Source organism: Ruminococcus flavefaciens, from assembly GCF_900143025.1.
Taxonomy (GTDB): Bacteria; Bacillota; Clostridia; order Oscillospirales; family Ruminococcaceae; genus Ruminococcus; species Ruminococcus flavefaciens_I.
This window is the reverse complement of sequence record NZ_FRCT01000007.1, coordinates 106,260-132,477: the sequence shown is the minus strand read 5'-3', so window position 1 is coordinate 132,477 and position 26,218 is coordinate 106,260. Positions and strand designations below refer to the sequence as shown.

The window sequence follows — 26,218 nt, the reverse complement described above, 5'->3', positions numbered from 1 at the left end:
GAAATGTCAAATGAAAATAATAAGCTCAACGGAAAAGACCTTATAAATATAGGTGTTTTTGCGGCTATTTACATGGTAATAATGGTAGCTATCTCGATGCTCGGTTTTATACCGATATTTATGATATTGCTTGATGTACTTGTTCCGCTTATATGCGCGATACCGTTTATGCTTTTCCTTACAAGAGCAAAGAAGTTCGGTATGATATGGATATTTACAATTCTCATCGGACTTCTTCAGCTGCTTACCGGTATGGGACCGTATGCTATAATCACAAGTTTTGTTTTCGGCTTGCTTGCCGATCTTATTGCAAAGAGCGGAAAGTATCAGAGCCGTTCAAAAGCTATTCTGGCAACGACAGTTTTCAGCGGCTGGGTATGGGGAGATTTTATCCCTATGTTTGTAAACAAGAATTATTTTGACAGCCTTAGCAATTATGCGGACGGCTATGCCGAATCACTTAAAAAGCTTTGTCCGCCGTGGATGCTTATAGTTCTTTTCTTTGCAGCATTTATAGCAGGCTTTATAGGAGCTCTCATCGGTCAGAAGGTACTGAAAAAGCACTTTGAAAAGGCTGGTATAGCATAATGACTGATGATATTATGCCGGGAGCTGTACACGACAGAAAGGGTGTGGTCCTTGATCCAAGGACCAAGCTCCTTTTATTGCTTATGATATCTGTTTTTTCGTGGAGCAGCATTGGCGGAAGAGCAGGCTGGATAATTCTGCCTGTTATAACACTGATACCTGTGATTTTGTTGTATTTTTCGAGGAAATGGAAGGGAGCTGTTATATCTACACTTCTGTTTTTAGCTGTAAATCTCATCAGCTATACCGATCTTAACAAACTGTCAGGCGGAGTATATTATATCATACTTATGATAGTTGGTATATTCGGCAGACTTATGCCATGTATAATAATGGCTTACTATCTTGTTTATACAACAACAGTCAGCGAATTTGTAGCTGCAATGGAAAAAATGCACGTTTCCGAAAAGATAACGATACCTTTTTCGGTAATATTCAGATTTTTTCCTACTGTCAGGGAGCAGATGCACTTTATCAAGGATGCAATGGACATGAGAGGTATAAAGATAGGTGGAAAGCACAGCAGCAAATACATCGAATACAGGCTTATCCCGTTGATGATATGTTCTGTGAAAACAGGAGATGAGCTTTCGGCAGCTTCTCTTACAAGATGCCTTGGCGGATCTGTCAGGAGAACGAATATATGCAAGATCGGGTTCGGATTTCCTGATTATGTTATTATTCTGATATTGATAGCATCAGTTGCAGCTTCGGTTATTGTAAGGCTGGTCTGAAAGTATCATGGAGGTTGAAATGATAGAATTCAAAAATGTCTCCTTCAGCTACAGCAATGACGGTTCGGCAAATGGCGGGGGCTGCTTAAAAAATATCGACCTTAAAATAAATAAAGGAGAGGCAGTAGTCCTTTCAGGCGAGTCAGGCTGCGGAAAAACGACGATAACAAGGCTTATCAACGGACTTATCCCTTATTATTACGAAGGAACACTTACAGGAGATATAATTATCAACGGAAAAAACAGCAGGGATATGTCTCTCTATGATATATCAAAGAATACAGGATCGGTATTTCAAAATCCGCGTTCTCAGTTTTTTAATGTGGATACGGATTCTGAGCTTGCGTTTTCGTGTGAAAATCAAGGAATGCCTGTTGAAGAGATAAAACGAAGAATAAAAGAAACAGTTGAACTTTTCGGCATACAAAGGCTCATGCACAGGAGCATATTCGATATGTCGGGAGGAGAAAAGCAGATCATCGCGTGTGCTGCCGTATCGGTGGCTGATCCGGATATTATCGTACTGGACGAGCCATCCTCAAATCTTGATATGAGAGCTACAGCGGAACTTAAAAAATGTATAAGGATATGGAAGTCTCAGAAAAAAACTATTATTATTGCTGAGCATCGTCTCAGATATCTCAGTGATATTGCAGATAGGGTGTTCTATATCAGAGAGGGCAGGATAGAGAACAGCTTCACGTTTGATGAACTGAGAGAAAAAAGCTTTGAGGAGCTTAAAAGTCTCGGACTTCGTCCTGTAACGGACGACCAGTTCAAAAAGGCAGGAAATGCTGTCTCCGAGAGTCAAAACGGTCTTACGCTAAAAAACTTCGCCTTTGCTTACAAAAGGTCTGCACCTGTATTGAAAATAGAGGAATGTTCTATTCCCTTCGGTCAGATAACAGCGGTCATCGGCAATAACGGTGCGGGCAAATCCACGTTTTCACGATGTCTTTGCGGACTTGTGAAAAAGTGCAAGGGCATTGCGGAATATAATGATAATACACTGAAAAGGCGTGACAGACTGAAAAAAAGCTTTATGGTCATGCAGGATGTGAATAATCAGCTTTTTACAGAGAGCGTGCTTGATGAAGTAATGATAAGCATGGAAGAAGAGAAAAATGACAAAGCCATTGAGATACTGAGATCTCTTGATCTTGAAGAACTTAGTGACAGACATCCCGCGTCTCTTTCAGGAGGACAGAAACAGAGATGTGCAATTGCCTGCGCTATCGCTTCCAATAAGGAGATAATGATATTTGATGAGCCCACCAGCGGACTTGATCTAAGGCATATGTATGAGGTCGCAGATAATATTCGCTTTGTAAACAGCGATGACAGATGCATTATAGTTGTGTCCCATGATCTTGAACTCATATTGAGCTGCTGTACTTATGTTGTAAGACTTGAAAAGGGCGAGGTCATAGAGCATTATCCACTTGACAGCAATGGTATAGGCAGACTTGTGGATTTTTTTGAAGAGCCCTTCAGGAGTTCATCAAAAGATGTATCCTGAGTTCGTATCAAAATAATATCATGGTTGAGTTTATAGTATACTGGTTTACAGTATCAAACTATAAAATTCTGATGAAAGGAGGGAAAACGATGAAATTAAGAGTATTAGCATTAGCTGCTGTATTTGCTGTTGCGGCTGTAAGCATGGTATCCTGCATACCGCTTCCGATTTAAGCCAATGAAGAGCCTGTAAAAGATCAGCCGACTGTGGTAAAATAAATGATATCACATGAGGCTGATCTTTTATTGATGCTCGAACAGAAAGGATAGTTTTCAGGTGATATGGATATACGGATCCGTACAATAGATGAAATAAAAAATGCAAGATCACTGCCTGAGGCTGATGTGATCGAAATATGGTATGTTGATATATGTAAAGACATAGATATCATAAAGCGCAGTATGTACCTGATAAATGATGCAGAAAAGGAAAGATATAACAGATTTCTAAGGGATAAAGATAAACTCAGATATGCTTGCGGGAGAATATTTACAAAAATGATCTCAGCTGCATATCTCGGATCAAAAGCAGAGGATATACTTATATATGCAGACAAGTATTACAAGCCACATATAAAGGAACATAGCGATATACTCAAGTATAACATTTCTCATTCGGGAGATATGGTGCTTCTGGCGTTTTCTTCTTCGGGAGAGATCGGTATCGACATAGAGCAATTTGATCCTTGTATCGATGAGAGCGAGATATGCTCTGCATTTCATTCGGAAGAGATCAAGGCTATGGCTGTAGGAGATAATAAAAGGCAGTTTTACAGGATATGGACTGCAAAGGAAGCATATGTCAAGGCTGTAGGAAAGGGATTTATGATCGCTCCGAACAGCTTTTTCGTAGACGAAAATGGGATAGTACATGATGAGAACGATGATAAGGCATATCTTTACAGAGTAACAGGACTTAATGATTTTAACGGCTATTTTGCGGCACTTTGTTATAAATCAAATGGTATTCGATAACCGACGTTAGATGGTTATTGCCCTGAGCTTTGTTCAGGGAGCGCAAATTTCTTTATGTCAAGCTCATTTTGCTTTTTCGTGCAGAATAAAGTGCAGGGAGAATTTTTTCTGCACTTTGGCAACTTAAAATTAGCTGTAAAACGTATAATACAACCGATTTTAAACTGTTGAGCAGACATTGGATTCAGAGGAGGAAAAATGAGTACAATAGAAAAGCAGCTCTGTGATATTGTAAACGAGCTTCAATGTGATTTTGAACAGGATAATAATGATGATATCACTATATTCAATCACCCCGACAAGGAGGCGATAATAGATATTCTTACCAATTTAAGGAAGATAGTTTTTCTTGGCTATTTCAGAAACAGAGCAATAAAGGTGCGTACACAAAGAAACAGTCTTTCCATGCTCGTTGAAGATGTTTTTTTCAAGCTTGTAAAGCAGATAAAGATCGTTCTGAATGCAGAAAGCGAAGATGACGATGTTGTTACCGAAAAAGCAATGGAGATAACATTTTCCTTCATAAACCGTATGCGTAAGATAAAAGAATATATAGATTCTGATGTGCAGGCAGCTTATGACGGTGACCCCGCAGCTTACAGTATAGATGAGATAATCTATTCATATCCGGGATTGTTTGCGACCTTTGTCAACAGAGTGGCACATGAATTGTATCTGCTTGGTGTTCCGATAATTCCAAGAATGATGACAGAATATGCACACAGTAAAACAGGTATAGATATACATCCCGGAGCTTCTATAGGAAAGAATTTTTTCATTGATCACGGTACAGGTATAGTCATAGGTGAAACTACAGTTATAGGGGATAATGTAAAAATATATCAGGGTGTAACGCTTGGCGCATTATCAACAAGAGGCGGACAGCAGCTTAAAAATAAGAAGCGTCATCCGACTATAGAAGATAATGTTACGATATATTCGGGGGCATCTATTCTGGGCGGAGATACTGTGATAGGCAAAAATGTCGTTATAGGCGGAAATGCATTTATAACTTGTTCTGTTCCCGAAGGAGCAAAGGTAAGTATCCGCAGTCAGGAACTAAAGTATGATTACGGTAAGGATAAAACTATAAAAACAAAAGAATATTTTGATGATGATAGTTGGTTTTACGTGATCTGAGATATAATAAAGTCGGAATTTTGGAATATCGGGCAGCTTTTTTATCTTATATGCAGGCGAAGGTATAATATATAGCATTGGACATCAAACTCAGCAGATCAGGGTACACTTCAGTTTCGACGTTGCAGTCGCTGCAAGTGAATATACCAAAAAGGAAAAGGCTGCGTAGGCTATTCTACGCAACCTTTACTAAAAAAATAATATTTCTTTATTAGCGCTGTGATTGAGAGAACCCCTTTTTTTAAAGGGGTTCTCTTAATAATCGGTGTAAAATTGCCATATAAATATCCCGGTTATATTTGCGAGCTTTTCTGTATCAGTTATCGTTTTTCTTGTAGTTCGGATCGGTGAACAGGTAGTATCCTTCGGTAAAGCCGTATTCGTTTCTCAGTCTTACGGCTACGGATTCTTCCATGTTCACATCTTTTATAGTGTATACACCCATTGATATTATTTGCTTGGTACCGTCAGGGTGTACCATTTTTACGGATATCATACTGATAAAGTCGCCTATTTTTTCGGATTCTATAAGGGTATTATGTTTTTCATAATCAACGTAAGTACCGTTCTTTTTTATTTCGACTGTAGCGGTTGATGCAAGGAAGATCTCGGTCATAGTATTTTTATCGGGTGGGGGACTACATATTCCTCCGGGTTGTGTTGTAACATCAGAAGATGCAGATGTTACAGGTGCTGTAGTAACTACGAAAGCTCCTGTAGTGGGGGAGGCGGTTGTTGCATGGCTCTTGCCTGTAGATGTTGTGGGCAGAGTTGTTTTTGTTGTCACATCTGACGGATGAGCAGTCGTTGTCAAAATCGCTTTGGTCGTGGTGATTTTTCTTGTAGATACCGGGATTGGAGTTGTTCTGTCAGGCGAAGATGTTCTTATAGGAATTGCTGCGGTAGTTCTTTGTGTTGTTATGATCGCAGCGGTACTTGTTGCAGCCGCAGTTGTTTTTGGTGTTGAAGTAGTTTTGGTTTTCACTGTGGTCGTAGATGAAAGGGGTGAGGTTTGAGTGGTAGTCACTGTATTTTCTGTTGCAGTTTCTGTTGTAATTACTGTATCGGTATCCTTAAAGCCTTTAGGCTCCTGAATAGCAGGTCTGAGCTTCCATATACCGAAGCATACAAGTACAGCTGCGCAAAGTCCCGAAACAGTCAGGGATACTTGTTTGATACGTGCTGCGCGTTTTTCCTTTTTCTCAAGAATGGCATCGACTTCTCTTGTAACTATTTCAGCCATTTCTTTATAGTCCATCATACGAATATCCCTCCTTTTCAAGTTGTTTTTTCAGTGCGCCCTTGGCGCGGTACAGCAGGTCTATGACCTGCTTTTTTGATTTTTTCATTATCTTTGCCGTTTCTTCGTGATCGAAGCCTTCAAAGTAGATAAGATACAATACCTGGCTGTATTCAGGCTTTAAACGATTTATAGTCCTGCGCAGCCTGATCTTTTCCTCGTCCTTTATATAGTCCTGTTCTATGCTTTCTTCACCTGAGATATCGGCAGCTTCTTCAAGTGCGACTTCACGGCGCTTCGAGCATTTTCTGATGTGATCGAGAGCAGTATGCCTTCCTATGGCGTACAGCCATGTCTTGAAGGCTCCTTCACCCTTGAATTTGGGCTGTTCGGAAAAAAGCTTGATAAATGTATCTATAGCCAGTTCCTCCGAGCTGTGGATATCACCGACTATACTGAAAAGGTAAAAAATAAGTCCATCTTTATAATCGCGGATTATTTCTTCGATCGCTTTTTTATCTCCTGAGAGAAAACGGCTGTAACATTCGGCACCGTTTTTCATAGTATTCTCCCTTCAATAATTGATCGTGAAATGCAATTAGCAATACATTCTTCTATCAATTAGTCGTAAAAAAACACTTGAAAATCGCATTTCTGTATGAATTATCCTGAAATTTGTAGTATATGAACAATAAAAGCGAGCTTTGTATAGTTATTATAACATATTTTTGGGGATATGAATAGTTTTTTTGAAAAAAATGCGATTTGGGTATTGAAAACTGCGACTAATTAGTGAAAAGGCAAGAAAAGTACATCAGATACATTCCCAAAAACTTTATACGATATCGTATATCTGATTATGCGATATTACCTTTAAAGGAGGTCTTACTATGAAAAAAATGATAAATATTCTGCTGACGGCTTCAATGCTTGCAAGCTGTATCGCTGTCCCGTTCACTGCTGTTGCAGCTGATAATCAGACTGCTGTGGTACAGACGAGTGAAGCTGAGGAAAACATTAATATTTCAGAGAAGCTGAAAAATGACATCAATGCAGGACTTGAAAAGATAGACGTAATGATGTGGTGTACATTCAGGATCGATTATTCCAAGATCTATCCTCGTGTAAACAAAGCAACGGAGGAATACAAAGAGTCACTGGATACATCATTATATTCAGCAGAAGAGATCAACGAAATGGTCGGAGCTTATAAAAACGATCTTTCCCAGAAGAAATATGAGGAAGCTTATGCTGCTAAAACAAAAGAAGTCTGTGATTTTATAGGAATTGACGTTTCAGAGGCGAATTTTACGGGTACAGCTCTGAGATGCTCATTAACTCCCGAACAGATATACAAGATAGCAGGCACAGACCTTATCAAGGGCGGAGTTATCGAGCAGTCTGAATTCGTATCAGGCGAGGAGTTAGGATATACGCCTGTTGATTGCAACGACTCTGATATCACATTCAATGAGATCAGAGTGATGTCACTTGATGAACAAAAGGCTTTGTTTGCAGAAAGGGAAATGACAGAAGGTCTGAAATACAGGTTATGGTCAAAAGATGATATGGCACAAATGAATAAGATCGGAAGAGTATGGGTCCTTCTTGAAGCTAATCCGTTCCCTGTATCAAATGAAGCTCTTGCAGAAGATTACAAGGTATGCTGGGAAGATGACAAGATCATCGAAGAAATGGGACTTCCGACAGATATGTTTGCAATAAAACAGAGAGGAGCTTTAACTGTAGATAAAGGCGAAGGTTACACTAAGTACTGTGCTTTTGAGATTATACCTATAACAGCTCAGGCGGATAATAGTATGTATGCGGCTTGGAACTATGTTCAGTTCAATGAATATTTTGCAGGCTTCTACTACGATTACATAGCTTGTTCTGATCCGCCGAAAGAAAATAATGATACACCGATAACAACTACTACAACACTTCCTAAAGATGTACCAATAACAACTACAACAGTTTCTGCAGAGGTACAGGAAGCAATGGATAAGCTTAACAAGTATATTGAAGACAATGGTCTTGATGCAAAGTGCCTGACAAGCGCGGAGTACCCGAGCTACTATCCGCCTCTCGTTATTGAGTACGTTACAGAAAATGTAACGACTGAGCAGAAGAAGCAGTTGATCGAATTTGCCGAGCAGAACGGTATCAGGGAGCTCTTTACAATGGTGCACATTATCAACGGCGAAAAGGTATACTGGGTCTATGATGCAATTAATGTAAAAGGCGATGCAAACTGCGACGGTCAGGCAGATATGGCAGACGTAGTTCTTATCATGCAGGCTCTTGCAAACCCAAACAAGTATGGTGAGAATGGTACAGCAGAGCTTCACCTTACAGCACAGGGCAAGGCGAATGCCGATATGGACGGCGACGGTCTGACAGTTGGAGATGCTCAGGCAATACAGAAGCTCATTCTTAATGCAAATTAAGGGTCACAATGTATGTTTTATCAATAAAAGCAATAAAGAGCGGTTCGATTTGAACCGCTCTTCTATTTAGCTGCTATGTATTTGGCAGCCTCAACAGGCTTAATAACAGCTTCTATTACAGTCACATAATATATACCGCAGGCTCAGACGGCTGTAACTGCCCGTTTCTGAGGGACAAGCAAATAGTCAGTGGAGGATCGTTTTATCATTTGATTGTCAACCTAAGCCGCAACTATAGGTTGACATTGTGATTACTCAGTGCTATAATACTGAATGAAGGAAGTGATCGACATTAATAATGCAAACAAAACAAAAAATATGGTTCTGACTGCAATGTTCACGGCTCTGATAACAGCAGGTGCATATATTCGTATCCCTGTTCCTGTTTGTCCGTTCACATTACAATTCCTGTTCACCACTCTTGCAGGGATAATTCTCGGAAAGAACAGAGGAGCTGCGGCAACAGCTCTGTATGTTGTTCTTGGACTTGCGGGACTTCCTGTTTTTACAGGCGGAGGCGGTATAGGTTATGTGTTGCAGCCTACATTCGGCTATCTTATCGGATTTATAGCAGGCTCATATATTACAGGAGCTATTGCCCATAGCGGAAAAGCTTCTGCAAAACGTATTCTTATGGGCTGTTTCGCGGGACTTGCAGTTGTCTATGCAATGGGAATGATTTATTACTATATGATAAGCGCAGTGTATATGCATGAGCCGATCGGTCTCGGTACTTTGTTCCTGTACTGCTTTGTACTTGCAGTTCCGGGAGATATTGTACTCTGCATATTATCTGCGGCTTTAGCGAAACGGCTTATGCCTGTAATTCATGCGAAAGGAACAGTATAATGGATATTAAGGATATTACTGAACAGATAATCAACGGAAAAAGGCTTACGAAAAATGATGATCTGAGTTTTCTGCTGAAAAGTGAATTAGATGAACTTACAGAATGTGCCGATAAGCTGCGAATACATTTCAGCGGCAGCAGAGCCGATCTTTGCAGTATCATCAACGGAAGAAGCGGTCGATGCTCCGAGGACTGCAAGTTCTGTGCGCAGTCTGCACATCATTGCACGGGTATCGAGGAATACAGTTTTCTTGACAAGCAGAAAATCGCGGCTGAATGTCAGCATAATGAGGAACAGGGCGTAAACCGCTTTGCAATCGTTACCGCAGGGCGCAGACTTAGCGGTGACGAATTTGAAAAAGCCCTCGATACCTACCGCACACTATCATGTGAACATAAAGTGGGCTTGTGCGCTTCATTCGGTTTGCTTGAAGAAGAACAGTTTTCAATGCTGCACCGTGCAGGAGTTACAAGGTATCATGCTAATATCGAGACTTCGAGAGCGAATTTCAAAAACATCTGCACAACTCACACATTCGAGGACAAGCTCGAATGTATACGCAGAGCTAAGGCGGCAGGACTTGAAATATGTTCAGGCGGTATCATAGGTATGGGTGAAAGCTGGCTGGATCGTATCGACATGGCACTAACGCTCAGTGAGCTTGGTGTAAGTTCGATACCGATAAATGCACTGATACCCATTAAAGGTACGCCACTTGAAAACATAGACCGCATCACCGAGCCTGATATACTCCGCACAGTTGCGATATTCCGCTTTATTGTTCCCGAAGCTGATATACGTCTTGCCGCAGGCCGTAACCTCATGACAAACTGCGGTGAACACGCTTTCCTTTCGGGAGCAAATTCAGCTATCACGGGCGATATGCTAACAACATCAGGCAACCGTATCCGCGAGGATATTGCTATGCTGAATAATATCGGCTATTCTACGGGGAGGGATAACAATGCATAACGGGATATTCGTTACAGGAACGGGTACGGATATAGGAAAGACCTATGTGACAGCTCTGCTGATCAAAAAGCTTCATGAAGCAGGCTGCGGTACTGCATATTTCAAGGCGGCTGTCAGCGGAAACGAACGTGATGAAAACGGCAGTCTCATACCCGGTGATGCTGCCTATGTAAAGACAATATCGGGTATATCTCAGCCGCTCGATACCATGTGTCCATATATTTACGAAACGGCTGTATCGCCTCACCTTGCCTCAAAAATAGAGGGTGATCCCGTGGAGCTTGAAAAAGTCAGGGCGTGTTATGAAAGACTCTGCCGTGAATATGAATACGTCATCTGTGAGGGGAGCGGCGGTATCGTATGTCCCATTCGTTTTGACAGCAAAACGATAATGCTGGAGGATATTATCAAATCTCTCGGACTTCCGACAATTATAGTTGCAGATGCAGGGCTTGGGACGATAAACAGCGTTGTGCTGACCTGTGAATACATGAAGTCTCACGGTCTGGTTATCCGCGGACTGATACTTAACAACTTCCATAAGGGCAGCATAATGGAAGAAGATAATAAGCTTATGTGTGAAAAGCTCACGGGACTGCCTGTTATTGCCTGCGTCAGTGAGAACGATACTGATATAGACATTTCAGCAGAGGAGCTTAAACGGATTTGCAGCAGGGGAGGGGGAATATGATCTGGTATCCATACGCGCAGATGAAAACACTTGATGCTCCCATAAAAATAGCCCGTGCGCAGGGCGTACATCTCTATACGGAGGACGGCCACGACCTGATAGACTCTGTATCTTCGTGGTGGAGCGTTATTCACGGCTACAATCACCCTGAGATAAATGCCGCTATAAGCGGTCAGCTTGAAAAGTTTGCTCACGTTATGCTCGGCGGAATGACGCATGAACCTGTTCAGAAGCTTTCTGACAAGCTGGCACAATGGCTGCCCGGTGATCTTGATTACTGCTTTTTCTCCGATTCAGGCAGTGTAGCAGTTGAAGTGGCGTTGAAAATGGCTCTGCAATTCAACACAAATCGCGGCTCTGAACGGGATATGATACTTTCTCTCGAACACGCATATCACGGAGATACCTTTAAGGCTATGGAGGTCGGTGATGATGAGGATTATCATTTTGCGTTCGGCGTGAACAGCGAGAAAAAACGCGGTGTTGTTCATATCCCTACTGAAATTCCGTCACTTGAAAAAGCATTTTCGGAATACGGCGAACGCCTGACCTGTTTTATCGTTGAACCTCTGCTGCAAGGAGCAGGCGGAATGCGTATGTACGATGTCAGCTTTCTTGAAAGAGCAAGGCAGCTATGTGACCAATATGACGTATTGCTGATATTTGATGAAGTCGCAACAGGCTTCGGACGTACAGGCAACCGCTTTGTGGCTGATCTTGTGCTGCCGGACATAATTGTACTCGGCAAGGCTCTGACTGGTGGATACATCGGTCATGCTGTTACAGTAGCCAACCGCAGAGTATGGGAGGGATTTCTGAGCGACGATGCAACTCATGCGTTCATGCACGGACCGACATTCATGGGCAATGCTCTTGCCTGCTGTGCAGCTCTCAAATCCATTGAGCTGTTTGAGCGTGAGGATTACATTTCAAAAATACATCGTATAGAGGAGATCACACGCCGTGAAATGTCGGGATTTACCGATCCTCGCATAAAAGAAGTGCGTATCATGGGCGGCTGCGTCTGCATAGAGGTATATGACGGTAAGGTGCTTGACGGATTTAAGAAGTTCGCATACGAACACGGAGTGTTCAGCAGAACTTTCCTGAAATATATGTATGCTATGGTACCTTATGTTATAAGCGAATCAGAGCTTATTCAGATACTTGATACCATGAAAGCATGGTTTGCGTAATTATTCGTGACTCTGACGGCTGTTATCAAACGAAGTCCATATATTGATCCGATGCAGCCGTCATGTCAATTTGTTCGCTGTACGTATTCAAAAATACAAATCTGAAAACATTTATCGCTGGCTACTTGACTTTTTTATTTTCGTATGCTATACTAATCTCATTAAATGATATTAGTGGAGGGCATATGGAAAAGATCATAAAAATCCTAACTGATCCGATATCAAACAGGATCATTCAACTGATACGAAAAAACAAAAAAATGACTGTATCTGAAATACTTACTGCCACGCCCGATATTCCGAGGGCAACTATATACCGCAGGATCGAGAAATTGACTGCGGCAGAATTGATAGAGGTTGTTGAAACACATAAGGTCCGCGGACAGAACGAAAACACATACGCAATCAAAAACATATACATAACTTCAAGTAAAAACAGTTCTGACGATATGAAGATAATGACGGCGACCTTTATCAGAATATTCAATCTTTGCAGCGAATACTTTAAACGTGCTGACGCTGATGTTGACAGAGACAAGCTCTTTATATTAAACTATGCAATTGCTCTTTCTGACAACGACTTTTCTGATATGGTCAATGAACTGTATGCTGTTGTTGACAGATACCAGAATAAAAAAATTACGGAAGATGCAAAAACACGAAACCTATATCTGATGTCATTACCAACAGGAGGAGAATCAAATGAGCCGTAAAAAAGATATCCTGCACTGCTATTCTGAAAGAGGGATCTGTTTGTATGATACAGTTGAAATCAACGGTATCATGCAGTATATTCAAGTCAGAGGCGAAAATAAAAGTGCACCTCTGCTGCTGTTTCTTCACGGAGGTCCTGGCGGTTCAATGGCAGGACTGTGTCACATTATGCAATCCGAATGGGAAAAGAACTTTACGGTTGTAAATTGGGATCAGCGAAACACCTGTAAAACCTATCTTGCAAATAAAAACAATGCAGCAGCCATTGCACAGACCGGCAGCATTTCTGACTATATGGCAGATATTGATGCAGTGATCGACTATCTTCACACGATATATGATTTTGAAAAGATCATTCTGGCTGGTTTTTCCTGGGGCAGCCTGATCGGTGCTGAGTATGCCAAAACACACGGCGATCGTGTATCTCACTACATCGGAATCGGTCAGCATATCCACTACATTGACGGACTACAATATTCCTGTGAATGGCTGAAAGATGCGGCAAAGGACTCTGCTTCGGACATAAATAAAATACAGCGCTTTCTTGACAATATACCGCAACCACCTGAAATGAATGCTACATTTCTGAGATCATTACAAGGCTTTTCTATGCTCGGTGCGAAATATATCGCAAAGGACGGAAGACCGTTTCCTTTAAAAGATCTATTGACCTCGCCATTTTTGAATCTTTCCGAAAAGATGTCCATGCTGCGGTCAGATCCCAAACTGTTTACAGGAACTTATCATACACTCATGAACCATGATTTCAGAAAGAATCTGCATTTTGATATGCCTGTTCTGTTTGTCAGTGGTGATGAGGATTTTGTATGTCCGAATCAGCTTTTAGAGCGATGTTTCGATGATATTTCAGCGCCTTTTAAGAAGATTGCTGTGATACCGAAAGCAACACATCTATGCTTCTACGATCAGCCTAGGGTATTTCTGAAAGAAATTACCGAATTTATAAACATAACAATGTAGCCTTTTTCGGGTATAACGAGGAAAAAAGGCTGGATTTGCCTGTTTCAGTGAAACAAATACAAAAGTTCGGCATAGGGGAGATCGCGATTGCAGCGGCAAACGTTATATCTTTTCTGTGGAAGGTTAGGGGAGCAGTGGTAAGCTGTATTTATTTGAAGCACCGATAGATATGTTGAGAAGTGCGACTATTGCAAATAGTATAATAGGCAAAGAGGACGCATGGACAGCTCATTCACAAATATGTCTTGCAGGAACGTCAGATGCAGATCCGGAGCATTACTTCAAATCACATTCAGAGGGCGAAGAGATACGTTTCGTTCTTGATAACGACAAGGCAGAACGTGAAGCTGTTCACATGATCTTAATTTCTATCGTTATCCGGAAAAAATGATAAAGGGACATATTCTGCCGCCAAGTTTTAAGATAACAAATGAAAAAATCGTACAGCGTCATATGAATGCTTGCTGTCTTGCTGAATTTTTTAGGCTTTATCCGGATAGTTTTTCATCAGTAGAGGGATTTGTTCTGTCGGAGTATTACGGCGAATTCAGAAAATTCATTAACGAAAGACAGGATAGTCTTATGCATATACTCTATGAATCTATTCCAGCTGAACTCCATTCGAAAATAGATAAATGGCTCAATGAACTGTCTTCTGAAAATGGAAATCTATATGATGCCTATGTGCAGACGATCAATGATATAGATCAACTTGAAAAGTATTCAGATGAACTGAAGAAAAGCGGTACTCCTCAGGAACTTCGAATGGCTGCAAATGTTCAGAATGCGATCAACACTATAAAAGATACAGATATACTCAGCTTTTTATCAAGGAAGAGTATACTTCCTAAATATGGTTTTCCTGTGGACAGCGTAGAATTGTTCACAAGTCCGGCAAGTTATAGCTTTCAGAATACTTCGAAGCTAAGACTTTCTCGTAATCTGGCAATTGCAATAGCTGAGTATGCTCCTGATTCAGAGGTAATTGCAGATGGAAAACTATACAAAAGCCGATATATAAAAATGCCTCCGAAGAAGAATCATGCGCTTATTGAGAAATCTTTTGCGATTTGTACTAATCCCGAATGTGGCTGTGTAAATACGGCATTAAGCCGTACCGATCTTCAATATCAATGCAAGATATGCGGCAGTGACGTTGAGTTGATGGGAAACTATATCGTTCCGCAATATGGCTTTGTCTCAGAGTTACGCTCAAAAAAGCAACGATGAAAAAGCCTGACCGTACTTATCGCGGAGATGTTCACTATATTGGCAACAGCAGCGGTGATACGGAAGAATTCAAAATCGGAGAGATAACTGTAACAGTTACTAAAACCAAAGATGATGAGTTGCTGATAATGAATAGAACCCCTTTTCATATGTGAAAAAGCTGCGGATTTACAGTTAGAAATAACGGTGGTTTGAACGAACTCTCTCAATATAAAAAAGAACAGCATAGATCATCTGAGGGAAGGGTTTGTACAAATAAACTGTTTGACAAAGTGTATCTTGGTCATGAACTTAAAACTGACGTAGCCATAATAAGTATTTCTAAGCCATTCCAATCAGATTAGGCACTATCTGTACTTTATGCTCTTCTGGAGGGGGTTAGTTCTTATTATTCTATCGAACGAAAGGATATTTCCGGATGTCTGTATTATTCCCGAATCGGCGATAAACTGCACACTGTATTCGTTCTATATGATACGGTACCGGGTGGAGCTGGTCATGTTTCACGCATCACCAATGGCGGTGATAATGAACTTTTAGCTGTACTGAAAGAGGCATATAAGGTCGTTGATGAGTGTAACTGCGGCGGTGAAGAAGGCAACGGAGCTTGTTACAGCTGCCTTTGTAATTATGAAAATCAGCGTGTTCACGACAGACTTAACAGAGGGCTTGCGAAACGTTATTTATCAGAAATACTGGAACATGACTAATCAGGTTTTTAATAATATGATATTATGGCCGTCTCATGACGGTCATTCTTTTTGCTTCAAATATAATATGATATAATGAATTTTATATTTGAGAGAGGATGTATTTATAATAGATATTATGATAACGGAGAGAAATAACATCATATGTTATATTTTCTTTTCTTATCATTATTTTGGGGAATGTCGTCTATATTTGATAGCTCCTATAATGATACCTTTATTGAAGAACTACCTGAGCCTACCAAATCTTCGATAATCGCTGTATCAAAGTGCTATACAAATAAAGTATTAAGGCTAATTATATACCGGAATATCTTTGATTATTTCAAATGCCTATTATTTTGATTTTTGAAATATATATAATTATTAAGATAATAATTATTATCTTAATAAAAGCTTTTATATTTTCTTCCATATATTGTATTTCCCGATTTTTCTTGAAAATGAAATATATATTATTTCAGTGATAGTAATTATTATCACCACTATCTTATTCATTTTCAGAGAAAGGAGGAACGAGAAATGTTCGACAACAGCCGATATCTTACCTGTGGTGTAGACAGCACTATTCCATTGGAACTGCAGTTATTTCTATGGGAATGCGTAGAGCATATGCCTGCTCCGAAGGACTACTTACAGGTGTTTGAGCTAAGTCCATCGGGTTCTATGCAGTCTATCGTTCACAGCTCGGAAGAGCCAGAATATCGCAAGGTGTACATGATACCGTCAGGTGCATCGATTACTGAAAAGCTGTATATAATCGACGACGGCGACCACAGCACAATGCTACTTGCAGAAGAATACTAAAATGAATGCCAGCCCCTTCGGGGGCTGGTTCTTTCTATTTACGGAGGTTTTTACAATGGAAGATAACAAAAATAATGCATTATACTGCTCTCACTGTGGAGCACTTATTGGCGAGGATGAAGACTATGAAGAAGTTAACGGCGAGGTAGTCTGCACAGACTGTTATGAACGGCATACTACAACATGTGACCGCTGCGGTGCAGTTATCTGGACAAATGATAGCTATGGGGATGAATATACGTCTTTATGCCATCACTGTTACGAGAATCATTATACCCGTTGCTCCTGCTGCGATACCCTGCTCCACGAAGATGACGCCTACCATCTTGACGGGTACGACTATTGCAGTGAGTGCTACCACGATGAAGTCGATAAATCGCGTAGTATCCACGACTACGGCTACAAGCCCGAACCGATTTTCTATGGTAATTCTGAGCGATATTTCGGCGTTGAGCTGGAGATTGATGGAGCGGGCAAAGACAGTGATAATGCTGATGAATTGCTTAGAATAGCCAATTCTGACGGCAGCAGCGAACACATCTACATCAAAGGAGACGGATCCCTAGACGACGGTATGGAGCTTGTAACGCACCCGATGAGTCTTGAATATCACAAGAACTATTGCTGGGATGATATCATGAAGAAGGCTATATACCTAGGATACCACTCACATCAAACTTCAACATGTGGTCTGCATATACACGTTAATCGCAACTGCTTTGGCGAAGACCGTGAGGAGCAGGATGTAGTGATAGCTCGTATTCTATATTTTGTTGAACATCACTGGAACGAACTTCTCAGATTCAGCCGTCGAACTGAGTACAGTATGAACCGTTGGGCCGCCAGATATGGCTTTGAAAAAACAGGTCGTGAGATACTGGATAAAGCTAAAAAAGGAAACAATGGCAGATATGCAGCTGTGAACCTCATGAATTATGCAACTATAGAGTTTCGCCTGTTCAGAGGTACGCTCAAGTATAACACGTTTATCGCAGCGTTGGAGCTGGTTGATGCTATCTGTAACCTCGCTATCAGTCTCACTGATGAAGGTATGCTTAGTTCTGCTGCAGAGTGGGACATTGCAAAGGTACTTAATTATATCAAGTATAATGATGATACATACATAAGGTCTATTACATTTCTTTTTCCGAGGGTAACACAGAGCAAGTTTTTGAAGTACAGCAAAGCATTTCGCAAATCTGGCATTAATACATACAGACTCTTGGACAGCCCTGACTGGACGGCTCCTGTCGAGGGCAATATAGCAGTATATAAGCATATTATAGAGAACTATAATATTGCAAAGTCTGGCAAGCCGTCTAAGAGAAAACTCCTTAAGATAAAATAAAATTGTGCTATTATAGCACAATTCGGGAGTGATATTTATGAGAGATAAAAAAAGATAGCCCGAAAAACACGCTTACTCGGACTATCCTTTTATACATCACGGTTAAATAATGTACTCTCATATTATAAAGCATTAATATTCAAACGTCAAGTACCCCGAGTATAAAATGTGCTATTATAGCACATTTCGGGAGTGATATTTATAAGAGATTAAGGGTAGCCGAAAACGTCTTATTCTCGGTCTACCCTTCTACATCTCTCACGGATAATGTAACCTGATATAATATGTCAAGAGCTTATATAACTGTAGCAACTCCAATTGAGTTAAAATAATACCTATGTAAACCTATGGCTGCTGTACAGTCTTTATACATTCTTCCTCCTTCTCCTAAATAATATTTATAGCCTTTATAATTTAACCATGTATTTTCTAACCTTTTGCCATCTTTGCCATAATAATACCATTCGCCACCAGATTCTACCCACGCATTGCACCATTTAGCACCACCACTGGTTTTTTTACCACAATAATAATTATCCCCATTAATATTAAGAAAACCAGTAACCAGTGCTCCCTTGCCATTTACATAATATTTATCATCTATCCATTTGTCTCTTTGCAGGTTACCTTTTTTGTAATAATGCCATTCCATTTCGTTGTTAACAAAATTTTTCTCTAGTTTCCAGCCAGTATAATTCTTATCAACGGCAGCATAAGTAGTTATTATATAGCTATCAATTGTGTTTGGTGAGATGGTCTTAGATAGTATTTTTCCTGTTCCAAGAATTGTGAATGCCATTGTGATTGCTGAGATTGTTTTGATTACTTTTTTCATTTGTTTCAAGTCCTTTTTGTAATATTTAAGGTTGTTTTTATAACCTTATGTGTAATATTATATATAAACAAACATTAATTGTCAAGATATTCGAGAATTAATAGTGCAAATTTCATAGGAGGTATAAAATGCGTATCACAGACGAACAAAAACAGGCAGCTCATGAGGTTGACCTTGTGAGTTACCTTGAAAGCAAAGGATATGAATTCAATCATCGTGGAACAAGCTATAAACTGAGAATTGCCAAACCTTTCCCCGGGGATATGTCAAGTATAAGTATATTCGATGACCGAAAAGGTTGGAAGCGTTGGAGCAATGGTGAACACGGTGGTGACGCTATTTCTTTTCTCCAGAAGAATATGGGAATGAGCTTCCAAGAAGCTATACTTGAACTTACAGGAAGTGGTACAGCTTATGTTGCACCGCCGCCAAAGGCTGATAATCATATACATGAAACGAAAGACCTTGTGCTGCCTAAGAAATGTGAGGGTAAGTATTCAAGGGCTTTTGCATATCTGAACAAAACACGGTTTATTGATCCTCAGATAATATCCAAGATGATAGCTGACAAGAAGATCTTCCAAGACTATCATAACAATGTAGTCTTTGTAGGCTATAATGAGGACAAAAAGGCTGCATTCGCCTGTGTCAGAGGAACAAATACAAAAGTCCAGTACCGTGGAGACTGTGACGGCAGCGACAAACGATACGCCTTTTCTATGGAAGGTAAAGGCAGCAGCGGTAAGCTGTATGTATTTGAAGCTCCGATAGACCTGTTAAGCCATGCTACAATGGCGAACATGATAACAGGAAAAGAAGACGCATGGATAGCTCATTCACGAATAAGCCTTGCAGGAACGTCAGATGTAGCTCTGGAGCATTACTTATCATCACATCCAGAGGTCAAAGAGATACACTTCGTACTCGATAACGACAAGGCAGGAAGAGAAGCTGTTGCAAAATATAAGCCTAAGTATGAGGAAAAGGGCTATAAGGTCGTAGATCATATGCTAAAAAATAAGGATATGAACGATGAGCTGAAAGAATACATAAACGCTGCAACTGTAATAAAACACAACAATGAAGGTATAAAATGATAAAGGAATAAAATGACATAAAAGCAGTATAGTGTAAGACTATACTGCTTTAATTGAATTCCCATTATGTATATAAAGCATCCATAATAACTTCGAAAGAGAACACTGATATTACCTTATCATTGAAAAATGATATATTAACCATATTTTTTCTTTAATGTATCATTTATTTCTGCAATACGAGGGTCAGAATTTCTTTTTAATAATTCAACCTGAATAATATCACTTGTATCAATAATATATCCATTTAGTTTTCCTTCGTAATTTATTCTATACCACTTTAAGCCAGTAGCATCATCTACTACATATTGAGTCGAGCAAACTATTTCTCCTTTTTTAATTGTTCCTATAACCGATTCTGTTTTGTAAGAGGAATATAGTTCTATGTCGCTATCTACTAAAAGAGCACCTGCATCATTTTCGATACACACTCCATCAGAATCAAAATTACACCATCCTTCTAAATTATTTCTTGTAGGTGCACACCCTGTTACCATAACTCCGGTATTATCGAATAAATAGTACATTTTGCCGTTATATTCTAGCCAGCCAATATGAAGTGAACCATCTGCATTAAAATAGTACTTTTTATCCTGTATTGTCTGCCAGCCTGTTTGCATAATGCCTTTGGAATTCAGATAGTACCATTTGCTGTTAATTTCTTTCCAACCAGTATGCATCATTCCGCTTGGATTGAAAAAGTACCATTTACCATCAATTTTTTTCCAACCTACCTGCATCGATCCATTGGTATTCAGATAGTACCATTTGCTGTTAATCTCTTTCCAACCAGTATGCATAGTTCCATTTGGATTAAAATAGTACCAATTGCCACTTATCATATGCCAGCCTGTTTCCATCCAACCATATATATCAAAGTGATACCAGTAATTATCGATCTTTTCCCAGCTGTTTTTTGTGTATGAACTATCGTCATGTTTATACCACCATTTGCCTGTATTTTCATCCTGTATCCACTTTCCGCGGACATTCTCATCATAGGCTCCATAGGCAATTAAGTGATTACTTTGTTTTTTTAAGAAATCGTTTGATGTGTTCCAAAGTACAGGTGTTGAAAAAATTGCTAACGATAGGATTGCGTTGAGTATTTTCGCTTTTTTCATAGTAAGACTCCTTTTAATTATTTTGAATGCTGGTATTAACATTCAATTATATTTTACATTATTTAATTATTAAAGTCAATAATCAAAAAATTGGGATAACCACTAATTTAAGCGAAAAGATAGAATTATAAATAGCATCATAGTCATGTATGACTAAGATGAGTTTGACGGCGAGATCATCAACGTGGAAAACTTCGATAGTATCGAAGATATGGTTGAAAATGGTCTTTCAGATCTTGACTTCGATACTCTTATATCCGTTGACGATGATATACTTGAACGTCATGTTGCAGCAGCTGCGCCAAAGGTAAGCGATCTCAGCATAGGTGATGTTATCATCTATGAGGGAGCACGCAGAGAAGTTGAGAATATCAGCGATAAGAGCATTATGCTCAAAGCTCTGGATTCTCCTGACTTCGGCGGAGTTCTTGTAGGTACTGCGGAAGTCCTTGCTTATGACGGTTGGCAGGAAGAAATGAATAATAAGGGATTTGTTATTCTTTCTAAGGGAAGCTCGGTTGTAAAGGAAGAAAGTCCTATTCATTTCGGAGTGCTTGGTTATGGCGTTACTGCTTATGATACGTCCAGAACCGATCCAGAGACAAATGATTATCCGATAGTGGCACATATAACACCAGAGGGCGTTGTAACAATTCGTGACAAATCCCTGTCTGCCGAGGATTTGGAGCGTATAAACGAACAGGCAGCTCAGGCTCGTGAAAAGTTTATTGCTGACTGGAACGAACTGTCAGTTGCAGAGCAGTACAGTAAGCTTCTGAACGCAGCTGATATTACTACGTCAGTAAATATCAGCAAGGATAGCCTTTCTATGGAAGAAACGATAGAGAAATATATGCCTTTCGTTATCTTCAAAGAGGGAGAACGTCCAGAGCCACAGGATATAGTCAGCAATGCAGTTGAGAGTAAACCGACAGTTGCCGTATAATGTTGCTGAGAGTGTTATTATACCTAAAAACTTGCAGCGCGAAAATAGTGATGTACAATGCTTTACAGATGATGAAGTAGATAAAATTGTAAAAGAATCGGTACGCTGCTATAAGAACGGCAGAAGAATTTATCGTCTTGGTGAAATAGCAATTTTTATTGTCAACACAGGTTTGCGTATAGGAGAGGCTCTTGCTCTGGAATGGTCGGATATTAATTTTAAGAAGAAAACGCTGAAAGTCCGAAAAAACATGGTATATGTCAAGTCAAGATCAGACAATGGAAAGGCTTATCAGTATATAAAGCAGAAATCGACAAAAACAAAGAATGGCAGTCGTGTCGTTCCACTTAATTCCACTGCCATACGTGCGCTTATAAGCTTAAAAGGGATAAATGGTAAAACACCGTATGTTTTTGCAACTTCAAATGGAAACAGAGTTACCCCTAGAAACATAGACAGGATGTTTCGTAGTATTCTCCGAGGTTGCAATATTAAAGAGACAGGAATACATACTCTTCGTCACACATTTGCTAGTAGGCTATTCGCCAAAGGCGTGGATGTTAAGATCGTCAGTGAACTGCTCGGACATTCAGATGTTGGAATAACATATGATACGTATATTCACCTTATTCAAGAGCAGCGTATAGTTGCTGTTGACGTTTTAGAAAATGTGCTATAATAGCACAAAATGCCATCTGTTTAAATAGTATAAGTTTTTTTTGATGGTGAAAAGTAAATTTAACGTATATTCTAAACATTATCAAGAATGACAGCATATTTAAAAGGAATTAGTTATGTTCTTTTAAGTGTTTTAATAGAATTCTGAGAGAAAGAGAAAACAGGCAAATTGCGAATATAAAATGCAACTTACCTGTTTTTTTTGCAACTTACTTGTCTAAATATACATCTTACCTGAAAAGCATTGATTATATTCAGAAAATAATATAATATAACGTTAGTCCGAAATATATCAGGTGGTACCACAAATTAAAAATTATTGAAAAATTGTAAGGAGAATTATTATGAATATTAAAACTAGAAAAAGTATTGCAGCTATTCTTTCTATGGCAGTAATATGCAACTCAGTGGGATTCATCGGAAGTTCATTAAACAGTATAATAGCACAATTTCTGTACCCAAACTAATGTTGAGCAAAAATGTATTAAAAGATATTGACTTTTACTGTGTTTTGGGCTATAATATTGAGTGTAAAAAGAAACGCTCGTTAGATTTGATACGAATGGAGATGATAATAGTGGTATTCGGATATTGCCGTATATCAAAGCCAACACAGAATATAGAACGACAAGAAAGAAATATCCTTGCTTCTTTTCCAAATGCAAAAATCTATAAGGAAGTCTATACAGGAATAGTGTTAAGCCGTCAGGAATGGCAGAAGCTTATTAAAAAGGTTCAAAAGGGAGATACTATTGTGTTTGATAGTGTGTCCAGAATGAGCCGTAATGCAAGTGAGGGTATAGAACAGTACATGGAGCTGCTTGACAAAGGCGTAGAGCTTGTGTTTCTTAAAGAGCCGTATGTCAATACCATTAATTATAAGCAAGCTCTCAGCGGCGGCATAGAGCTTGTAGGCAACGATATAGCAGATGTTTATATTGAAGCCACAAACAAGGTCTTGAAGCTTCTTGCAGCAAAACAAATAGAGCTTGCATTTGAGCAGTCTGAAAAAGAGGTAATAGATATTCGGCAGCGAACAAAAGAGGGAATAGAAACAGCTCGTCTGAATGGCAAACAGATTGGCTGCGTAAAAGGCAGTAAGTTGCTTGTAAAAAAAGAAGCTCCTGCGAAGGAGCTTATAAGAAAGCATTGTAAAACTTTCGGTGGCACTCTGAATGATATTGAGTGCATAAAACTGGCTAATTTAAGCCGAAACACATATTATAAGTACAAACGAGAGATAAAGGAGGAGCTGCTCAAAGAATAAATTGTGCTATAATAGCACAATTTTACGCTTATACTAAATAAGTTGATTTATAGCAGTTTCTTTTCTCTAATATGCCGATTGACAATGATTAAATTATATGATATTCTAAAGAAAACAAGGAGGTACATCATGAAAAGAGTATTTATATCAATAGTAGCATTAGCAGCAACACTTAATCTTTGCGCTTGCGGAGATAATTCTGAGAATAAATCGAAGAACAGAGAAAAATCAAACTCTAAGGTTGAAACTCAGCACACAACAGAAAAGGAAATACTTCCTGATGTAGCTAATAAGTATACAATGGTGGACGCTTTTGATAAAATAGATGGTAGTTTTTCGGGAGTTTATCCAACAGACCTAAGCTTCTTTTATAATACATCGGAGTCTGATTATAATCAAAAAATCAGTTATGATTGCACAATTAAGGTCGCAGATACCGAAAAAATAATCATTGAAGTTAAAGCGGATTATTCTAAGTATGAAGCTGATCTCGAGGAAATGGGATACAAGTTTGAGACTGATTCCAAGATGTATGAATATAGTACTGGTGATATTCTGACAAATCTATTAAGAGAAGATCAACTTACAGATGAGAATGTAAAGACTATTAAGGAACATATATACAGTACTATATGTTCAGAAGAAAGCAAGGAAAACATTTTAGGAGTATACGCTTTACTTCCCAAAGAAGAAGTTTTTTTGAGTGATTTCAAGTGCTATGATAATGGAGAAACTGGATTAACGTCCAGTGGGTATGAGAAAGAATTGCTGCAAAAAATACCATCAAAACAGTTCTTTGTAATATCAAAATCTCAAAAAAACTTTTCTGAAGAAACTGAATATGAAATAAATTCGTTTGAGGTTCGTTTTGAAAAAGGAAAGGTAGCACAATGCACTAATCCAAATTCAGAGTACTTATTAGATGAAAATGGAAGAGTGGTAGAAGAAACAATAGACGAAACAAATTATGGTGAATACTTTAATAAAATTCTCGCTGCATACGAGCAGAAAGGGTATTCGTTTGATGTAAAAGAAATTACAGATACCATGAAATAACTTCCATAAAGATAACCGCCTTACAAAAAAGTAAGGCGGTTATTGCTATATTCGGTCAAAAATTGCTAAGAAAAAATAAATTAAATTTTTTTGGCGAAAGGGGTTGACATGGGATATATAAATGTGATATAATGCTATTAGCTAATAAAAAGCACCCCCACAAGGCATAGACGGTCGCCAAACCGACTACGCCTCGTAATCATACAGATGACGTCAACATCTGAATGACTTAGTGAGAATGCTATTTACGTGCGGTGTAATGATTTTACATTATATTATAGCACTTATAATAGACCTTGTCAAGCCTTTCAGTTACGTTGCGGTGTCTGAAGGGCTTGTCTTTTTGCCTTGTAGTAGGCTTTTTATTGCATTGCAAATTCCCAAACCGAAAAGGAACTTGACAATTGAATACGATTTGAAGCGAGTTTACTAAGACCTATCTTTATTGTTATGCATTACCGAGATCTGTTGCGAGATTAGTCGAATGAGAACAATCGGGAGAATGTGCCAAGACATGAGCCTGTTTAGCTATGCTAAAATAATTCTCAGAAATCGTTGTTTGTATTTTGGTCTGAATGTTTGACCAATCTGAAAAAAAGAAAAGGCAGTAACCCATTAATATCATATATTAAGGTATCATGAGCCATGAGGTTTGAGTAACAGCGAATGTCGTGATGTGAGATAACAATTGGAAGCCGCAAATTCTTCCTCTTGTGAGACATAGCGTAAACGCCATTCGACAGCTAACAAACAAGCATAGCGACAAATCTAATTTTTTTATATATGAAAATTTGTCAGAGTACATACAGTGTCCTCTGACAAGTTATCATATAATCGTTCTGGCAGGGGCAGAAGGACTTGAACCCTCGGCACGCGGTTTTGGAGACCGCTGCTCTACCAACTGAGCTATACCCCTAAATTTTATTGCTTGTTTACTGCAACATAATAATTATATCAGAAAATGAATAAAATGTCAACAGTTTTATAAAAAATTTATTTTTTAACTTTATGCTTGCTGCAATTCATATAATAATGATGATTCACCCCCTCGTTCTGAGGGGGTGAATCAA

General features: G+C 39.2%; 28 protein-coding genes and 1 tRNA gene. 24 read left to right on the top strand and 5 right to left on the bottom strand.

What is annotated here, in order from left to right:
- Positions 1-3 precede the first annotated feature (3 nt).
- The 6 genes from BUB28_RS09360 (at position 4) to epsC (ending at position 4,955) form a co-directional block, all read left to right on the top strand.
- Positions 4-588, top strand: coding sequence for an MptD family putative ECF transporter S component (locus BUB28_RS09360; protein WP_072950873.1), 585 nt, complete (start codon positions 4-6; stop codon positions 586-588).
- Positions 588-1,322, top strand: coding sequence for an energy-coupling factor transporter transmembrane component T (locus BUB28_RS09355; protein WP_072950872.1), 735 nt, complete (start codon positions 588-590; stop codon positions 1,320-1,322). The genes BUB28_RS09360 and BUB28_RS09355 overlap by 1 nt, the downstream gene beginning before the upstream one ends.
- Positions 1,323-1,341: 19 nt before the next feature.
- Positions 1,342-2,841, top strand: coding sequence for an ABC transporter ATP-binding protein (locus BUB28_RS09350; protein ID WP_072950870.1), 1,500 nt, complete (start codon positions 1,342-1,344; stop codon positions 2,839-2,841).
- A 20-nt stretch (positions 2,842-2,861) separates the two neighbouring features.
- A complete protein-coding gene (locus BUB28_RS17270) occupies positions 2,862-3,014 on the top strand; it encodes a hypothetical protein (protein WP_207647099.1) in 153 nt (50 codons plus the stop codon).
- A gap of 108 nt (positions 3,015-3,122) precedes the next feature.
- Positions 3,123-3,815: a 4'-phosphopantetheinyl transferase family protein gene (locus BUB28_RS09345; protein ID WP_072950868.1), complete on the top strand. Its 693-nt coding sequence runs from the start codon at positions 3,123-3,125 to the stop codon at positions 3,813-3,815.
- A gap of 198 nt (positions 3,816-4,013) precedes the next feature.
- A complete protein-coding gene (gene epsC / locus BUB28_RS09340) occupies positions 4,014-4,955 on the top strand; it encodes a serine O-acetyltransferase EpsC (RefSeq protein WP_072950867.1) in 942 nt (313 codons plus the stop codon).
- Between the two features lie 316 nt (positions 4,956-5,271).
- Here the strand turns inward: epsC and BUB28_RS09335 are convergent, their stop codons facing one another.
- Together BUB28_RS09335 and BUB28_RS09330 are read right to left on the bottom strand one after the other, a co-directional pair.
- Positions 5,272-6,216 (bottom strand): hypothetical protein, encoded by a 945-nt coding sequence (locus BUB28_RS09335; RefSeq protein ID WP_072950865.1) that lies wholly within the window; start codon positions 6,214-6,216, stop codon positions 5,272-5,274.
- Entirely contained in the window at positions 6,203-6,757 is a 555-nt protein-coding gene (locus BUB28_RS09330; protein WP_072950864.1) for an RNA polymerase sigma factor, read from the bottom strand. The genes BUB28_RS09335 and BUB28_RS09330 overlap by 14 nt, the downstream gene beginning before the upstream one ends.
- 328 nt (positions 6,758-7,085) lie before the next feature.
- On the opposite strand from BUB28_RS09330, the gene BUB28_RS17580 reads away from it, so the two are divergent.
- The 13 genes from BUB28_RS17580 to BUB28_RS09265 all read left to right on the top strand — a co-directional run bounded on the left by BUB28_RS17580 (position 7,086) and on the right by BUB28_RS09265 (position 18,145).
- A complete protein-coding gene (locus tag BUB28_RS17580) occupies positions 7,086-8,645 on the top strand; it encodes a dockerin type I repeat-containing protein (protein ID WP_072950862.1) in 1,560 nt (519 codons plus the stop codon).
- A gap of 273 nt (positions 8,646-8,918) precedes the next feature.
- The gene (locus BUB28_RS09320; protein ID WP_072950861.1) at positions 8,919-9,494 is read left to right on the top strand and encodes a biotin transporter BioY; all 576 of its coding nucleotides are present in this window, start codon (positions 8,919-8,921) and stop codon (positions 9,492-9,494) included.
- A 5-nt stretch (positions 9,495-9,499) separates the two neighbouring features.
- Entirely contained in the window at positions 9,500-10,468 is a 969-nt protein-coding gene (bioB, locus tag BUB28_RS09315; RefSeq protein ID WP_347497327.1) for a biotin synthase BioB, read from the top strand.
- The gene (bioD, locus tag BUB28_RS09310) at positions 10,461-11,159 is read left to right on the top strand and encodes a dethiobiotin synthase (protein ID WP_072950858.1); all 699 of its coding nucleotides are present in this window, start codon (positions 10,461-10,463) and stop codon (positions 11,157-11,159) included. Before bioB ends, bioD begins: the two co-directional genes overlap by 8 nt.
- Positions 11,156-12,355, top strand: a complete 1,200-nt coding sequence (bioA, locus tag BUB28_RS09305; protein ID WP_072950856.1) for an adenosylmethionine--8-amino-7-oxononanoate transaminase — start codon at positions 11,156-11,158, stop codon at positions 12,353-12,355. Before bioD ends, bioA begins: the two co-directional genes overlap by 4 nt.
- A 185-nt stretch (positions 12,356-12,540) precedes the next feature.
- Positions 12,541-13,068 carry a helix-turn-helix domain-containing protein gene (locus BUB28_RS09300; RefSeq protein ID WP_072950854.1) on the top strand — a complete coding sequence of 176 codons (528 nt, stop codon included), beginning with the start codon at positions 12,541-12,543 and terminating at the stop codon, positions 13,066-13,068.
- Positions 13,058-14,050 (top strand): alpha/beta fold hydrolase, encoded by a 993-nt coding sequence (locus BUB28_RS09295; protein ID WP_072950853.1) that lies wholly within the window; start codon positions 13,058-13,060, stop codon positions 14,048-14,050. Before BUB28_RS09300 ends, BUB28_RS09295 begins: the two co-directional genes overlap by 11 nt.
- 169 nt (positions 14,051-14,219) lie before the next feature.
- Entirely contained in the window at positions 14,220-14,441 is a 222-nt protein-coding gene (locus BUB28_RS09290) for a hypothetical protein (protein ID WP_072950851.1), read from the top strand.
- Complete coding sequence (locus tag BUB28_RS09285; protein WP_072950849.1) at positions 14,438-15,280, top strand: hypothetical protein; 843 nt, start codon at positions 14,438-14,440, stop codon at positions 15,278-15,280. Before BUB28_RS09290 ends, BUB28_RS09285 begins: the two co-directional genes overlap by 4 nt.
- Positions 15,277-15,435: a hypothetical protein gene (locus BUB28_RS17265; protein WP_207647098.1), complete on the top strand. Its 159-nt coding sequence runs from the start codon at positions 15,277-15,279 to the stop codon at positions 15,433-15,435. The genes BUB28_RS09285 and BUB28_RS17265 overlap by 4 nt, the downstream gene beginning before the upstream one ends.
- 213 nt (positions 15,436-15,648) lie before the next feature.
- Complete coding sequence (locus tag BUB28_RS17650; protein ID WP_081373468.1) at positions 15,649-15,990, top strand: DUF1998 domain-containing protein; 342 nt, start codon at positions 15,649-15,651, stop codon at positions 15,988-15,990.
- A gap of 522 nt (positions 15,991-16,512) precedes the next feature.
- A complete protein-coding gene (locus BUB28_RS09270; protein WP_072950846.1) occupies positions 16,513-16,797 on the top strand; it encodes a DUF960 domain-containing protein in 285 nt (94 codons plus the stop codon).
- A gap of 55 nt (positions 16,798-16,852) precedes the next feature.
- Complete coding sequence (locus tag BUB28_RS09265) at positions 16,853-18,145, top strand: amidoligase family protein (protein WP_242939976.1); 1,293 nt, start codon at positions 16,853-16,855, stop codon at positions 18,143-18,145.
- 295 nt (positions 18,146-18,440) lie between these two features.
- Here BUB28_RS09265 and BUB28_RS09260 read toward each other — a convergent pair whose 3' ends face one another.
- The gene (locus BUB28_RS09260; protein WP_072950845.1) at positions 18,441-18,980 is read right to left on the bottom strand and encodes a hypothetical protein; all 540 of its coding nucleotides are present in this window, start codon (positions 18,978-18,980) and stop codon (positions 18,441-18,443) included.
- A 128-nt stretch (positions 18,981-19,108) separates the two neighbouring features.
- On the opposite strand from BUB28_RS09260, the gene BUB28_RS09255 reads away from it, so the two are divergent.
- Positions 19,109-20,077 (top strand): DUF3991 domain-containing protein, encoded by a 969-nt coding sequence (locus tag BUB28_RS09255; RefSeq protein ID WP_072950843.1) that lies wholly within the window; start codon positions 19,109-19,111, stop codon positions 20,075-20,077.
- A 137-nt stretch (positions 20,078-20,214) separates the two neighbouring features.
- Here BUB28_RS09255 and BUB28_RS09250 read toward each other — a convergent pair whose 3' ends face one another.
- Entirely contained in the window at positions 20,215-21,201 is a 987-nt protein-coding gene (locus BUB28_RS09250) for a PspC-like choline-binding domain-containing protein (RefSeq protein ID WP_072950842.1), read from the bottom strand.
- Positions 21,202-21,385: 184 nt separating this feature from the next.
- On the opposite strand from BUB28_RS09250, the gene BUB28_RS09245 reads away from it, so the two are divergent.
- The 4 genes from BUB28_RS09245 (at position 21,386) to BUB28_RS09230 (ending at position 25,148) form a co-directional block, all read left to right on the top strand.
- A complete protein-coding gene (locus BUB28_RS09245) occupies positions 21,386-22,147 on the top strand; it encodes a hypothetical protein (protein ID WP_072950834.1) in 762 nt (253 codons plus the stop codon).
- Positions 22,113-22,826 carry a tyrosine-type recombinase/integrase gene (locus BUB28_RS09240; protein WP_072950832.1) on the top strand — a complete coding sequence of 238 codons (714 nt, stop codon included), beginning with the start codon at positions 22,113-22,115 and terminating at the stop codon, positions 22,824-22,826. Before BUB28_RS09245 ends, BUB28_RS09240 begins: the two co-directional genes overlap by 35 nt.
- Positions 22,827-23,387: 561 nt before the next feature.
- A complete protein-coding gene (locus BUB28_RS09235) occupies positions 23,388-24,092 on the top strand; it encodes a recombinase family protein (RefSeq protein WP_242939975.1) in 705 nt (234 codons plus the stop codon).
- Between the two features lie 129 nt (positions 24,093-24,221).
- A complete protein-coding gene (locus tag BUB28_RS09230) occupies positions 24,222-25,148 on the top strand; it encodes a substrate-binding domain-containing protein (protein ID WP_072950829.1) in 927 nt (308 codons plus the stop codon).
- Between the two features lie 840 nt (positions 25,149-25,988).
- Here BUB28_RS09230 and BUB28_RS09225 read toward each other — a convergent pair.
- Positions 25,989-26,064 (bottom strand) — tRNA-Trp (locus tag BUB28_RS09225).
- Positions 26,065-26,218: the final 154 nt, after the last annotated feature.

Coding starts and splice junctions, on each gene's coding strand:
- BUB28_RS09295 (WP_072950853.1), top strand. CDS start 13,058: ATGAGCCGTAAAAAAGATATCCTGCACTGCTATTCTGAAAGAGGGATC.
- BUB28_RS09240 (WP_072950832.1), top strand. CDS start 22,113: ATGCAGTTGAGAGTAAACCGACAGTTGCCGTATAATGTTGCTGAGAGT.
- BUB28_RS09250 (WP_072950842.1), bottom strand. CDS start 21,201: ATGAAAAAAGCGAAAATACTCAACGCAATCCTATCGTTAGCAATTTTT.
- BUB28_RS09335 (WP_072950865.1), bottom strand. CDS start 6,216: ATGATGGACTATAAAGAAATGGCTGAAATAGTTACAAGAGAAGTCGAT.
- BUB28_RS09235 (WP_242939975.1), top strand. CDS start 23,388: ATGGAGATGATAATAGTGGTATTCGGATATTGCCGTATATCAAAGCCA.
- BUB28_RS09255 (WP_072950843.1), top strand. CDS start 19,109: ATGCGTATCACAGACGAACAAAAACAGGCAGCTCATGAGGTTGACCTT.
- BUB28_RS09230 (WP_072950829.1), top strand. CDS start 24,222: ATGAAAAGAGTATTTATATCAATAGTAGCATTAGCAGCAACACTTAAT.
- BUB28_RS09330 (WP_072950864.1), bottom strand. CDS start 6,757: ATGAAAAACGGTGCCGAATGTTACAGCCGTTTTCTCTCAGGAGATAAA.
- BUB28_RS09270 (WP_072950846.1), top strand. CDS start 16,513: ATGTTCGACAACAGCCGATATCTTACCTGTGGTGTAGACAGCACTATT.
- BUB28_RS17270 (WP_207647099.1), top strand. CDS start 2,862: ATGGTTGAGTTTATAGTATACTGGTTTACAGTATCAAACTATAAAATT.
- BUB28_RS09300 (WP_072950854.1), top strand. CDS start 12,541: ATGGAAAAGATCATAAAAATCCTAACTGATCCGATATCAAACAGGATC.
- BUB28_RS09285 (WP_072950849.1), top strand. CDS start 14,438: ATGATAAAGGGACATATTCTGCCGCCAAGTTTTAAGATAACAAATGAA.
- BUB28_RS09260 (WP_072950845.1), bottom strand. CDS start 18,980: ATGAAAAAAGTAATCAAAACAATCTCAGCAATCACAATGGCATTCACA.
- BUB28_RS09360 (WP_072950873.1), top strand. CDS start 4: ATGTCAAATGAAAATAATAAGCTCAACGGAAAAGACCTTATAAATATA.
- epsC (WP_072950867.1), top strand. CDS start 4,014: ATGAGTACAATAGAAAAGCAGCTCTGTGATATTGTAAACGAGCTTCAA.
- BUB28_RS09290 (WP_072950851.1), top strand. CDS start 14,220: ATGTTGAGAAGTGCGACTATTGCAAATAGTATAATAGGCAAAGAGGAC.
- BUB28_RS17580 (WP_072950862.1), top strand. CDS start 7,086: ATGAAAAAAATGATAAATATTCTGCTGACGGCTTCAATGCTTGCAAGC.
- BUB28_RS17265 (WP_207647098.1), top strand. CDS start 15,277: ATGAAAAAGCCTGACCGTACTTATCGCGGAGATGTTCACTATATTGGC.
- BUB28_RS09355 (WP_072950872.1), top strand. CDS start 588: ATGACTGATGATATTATGCCGGGAGCTGTACACGACAGAAAGGGTGTG.
- BUB28_RS09350 (WP_072950870.1), top strand. CDS start 1,342: ATGATAGAATTCAAAAATGTCTCCTTCAGCTACAGCAATGACGGTTCG.
- BUB28_RS09345 (WP_072950868.1), top strand. CDS start 3,123: ATGGATATACGGATCCGTACAATAGATGAAATAAAAAATGCAAGATCA.
- bioA (WP_072950856.1), top strand. CDS start 11,156: ATGATCTGGTATCCATACGCGCAGATGAAAACACTTGATGCTCCCATA.
- BUB28_RS09320 (WP_072950861.1), top strand. CDS start 8,919: ATGAAGGAAGTGATCGACATTAATAATGCAAACAAAACAAAAAATATG.
- bioD (WP_072950858.1), top strand. CDS start 10,461: ATGCATAACGGGATATTCGTTACAGGAACGGGTACGGATATAGGAAAG.
- BUB28_RS09265 (WP_242939976.1), top strand. CDS start 16,853: ATGGAAGATAACAAAAATAATGCATTATACTGCTCTCACTGTGGAGCA.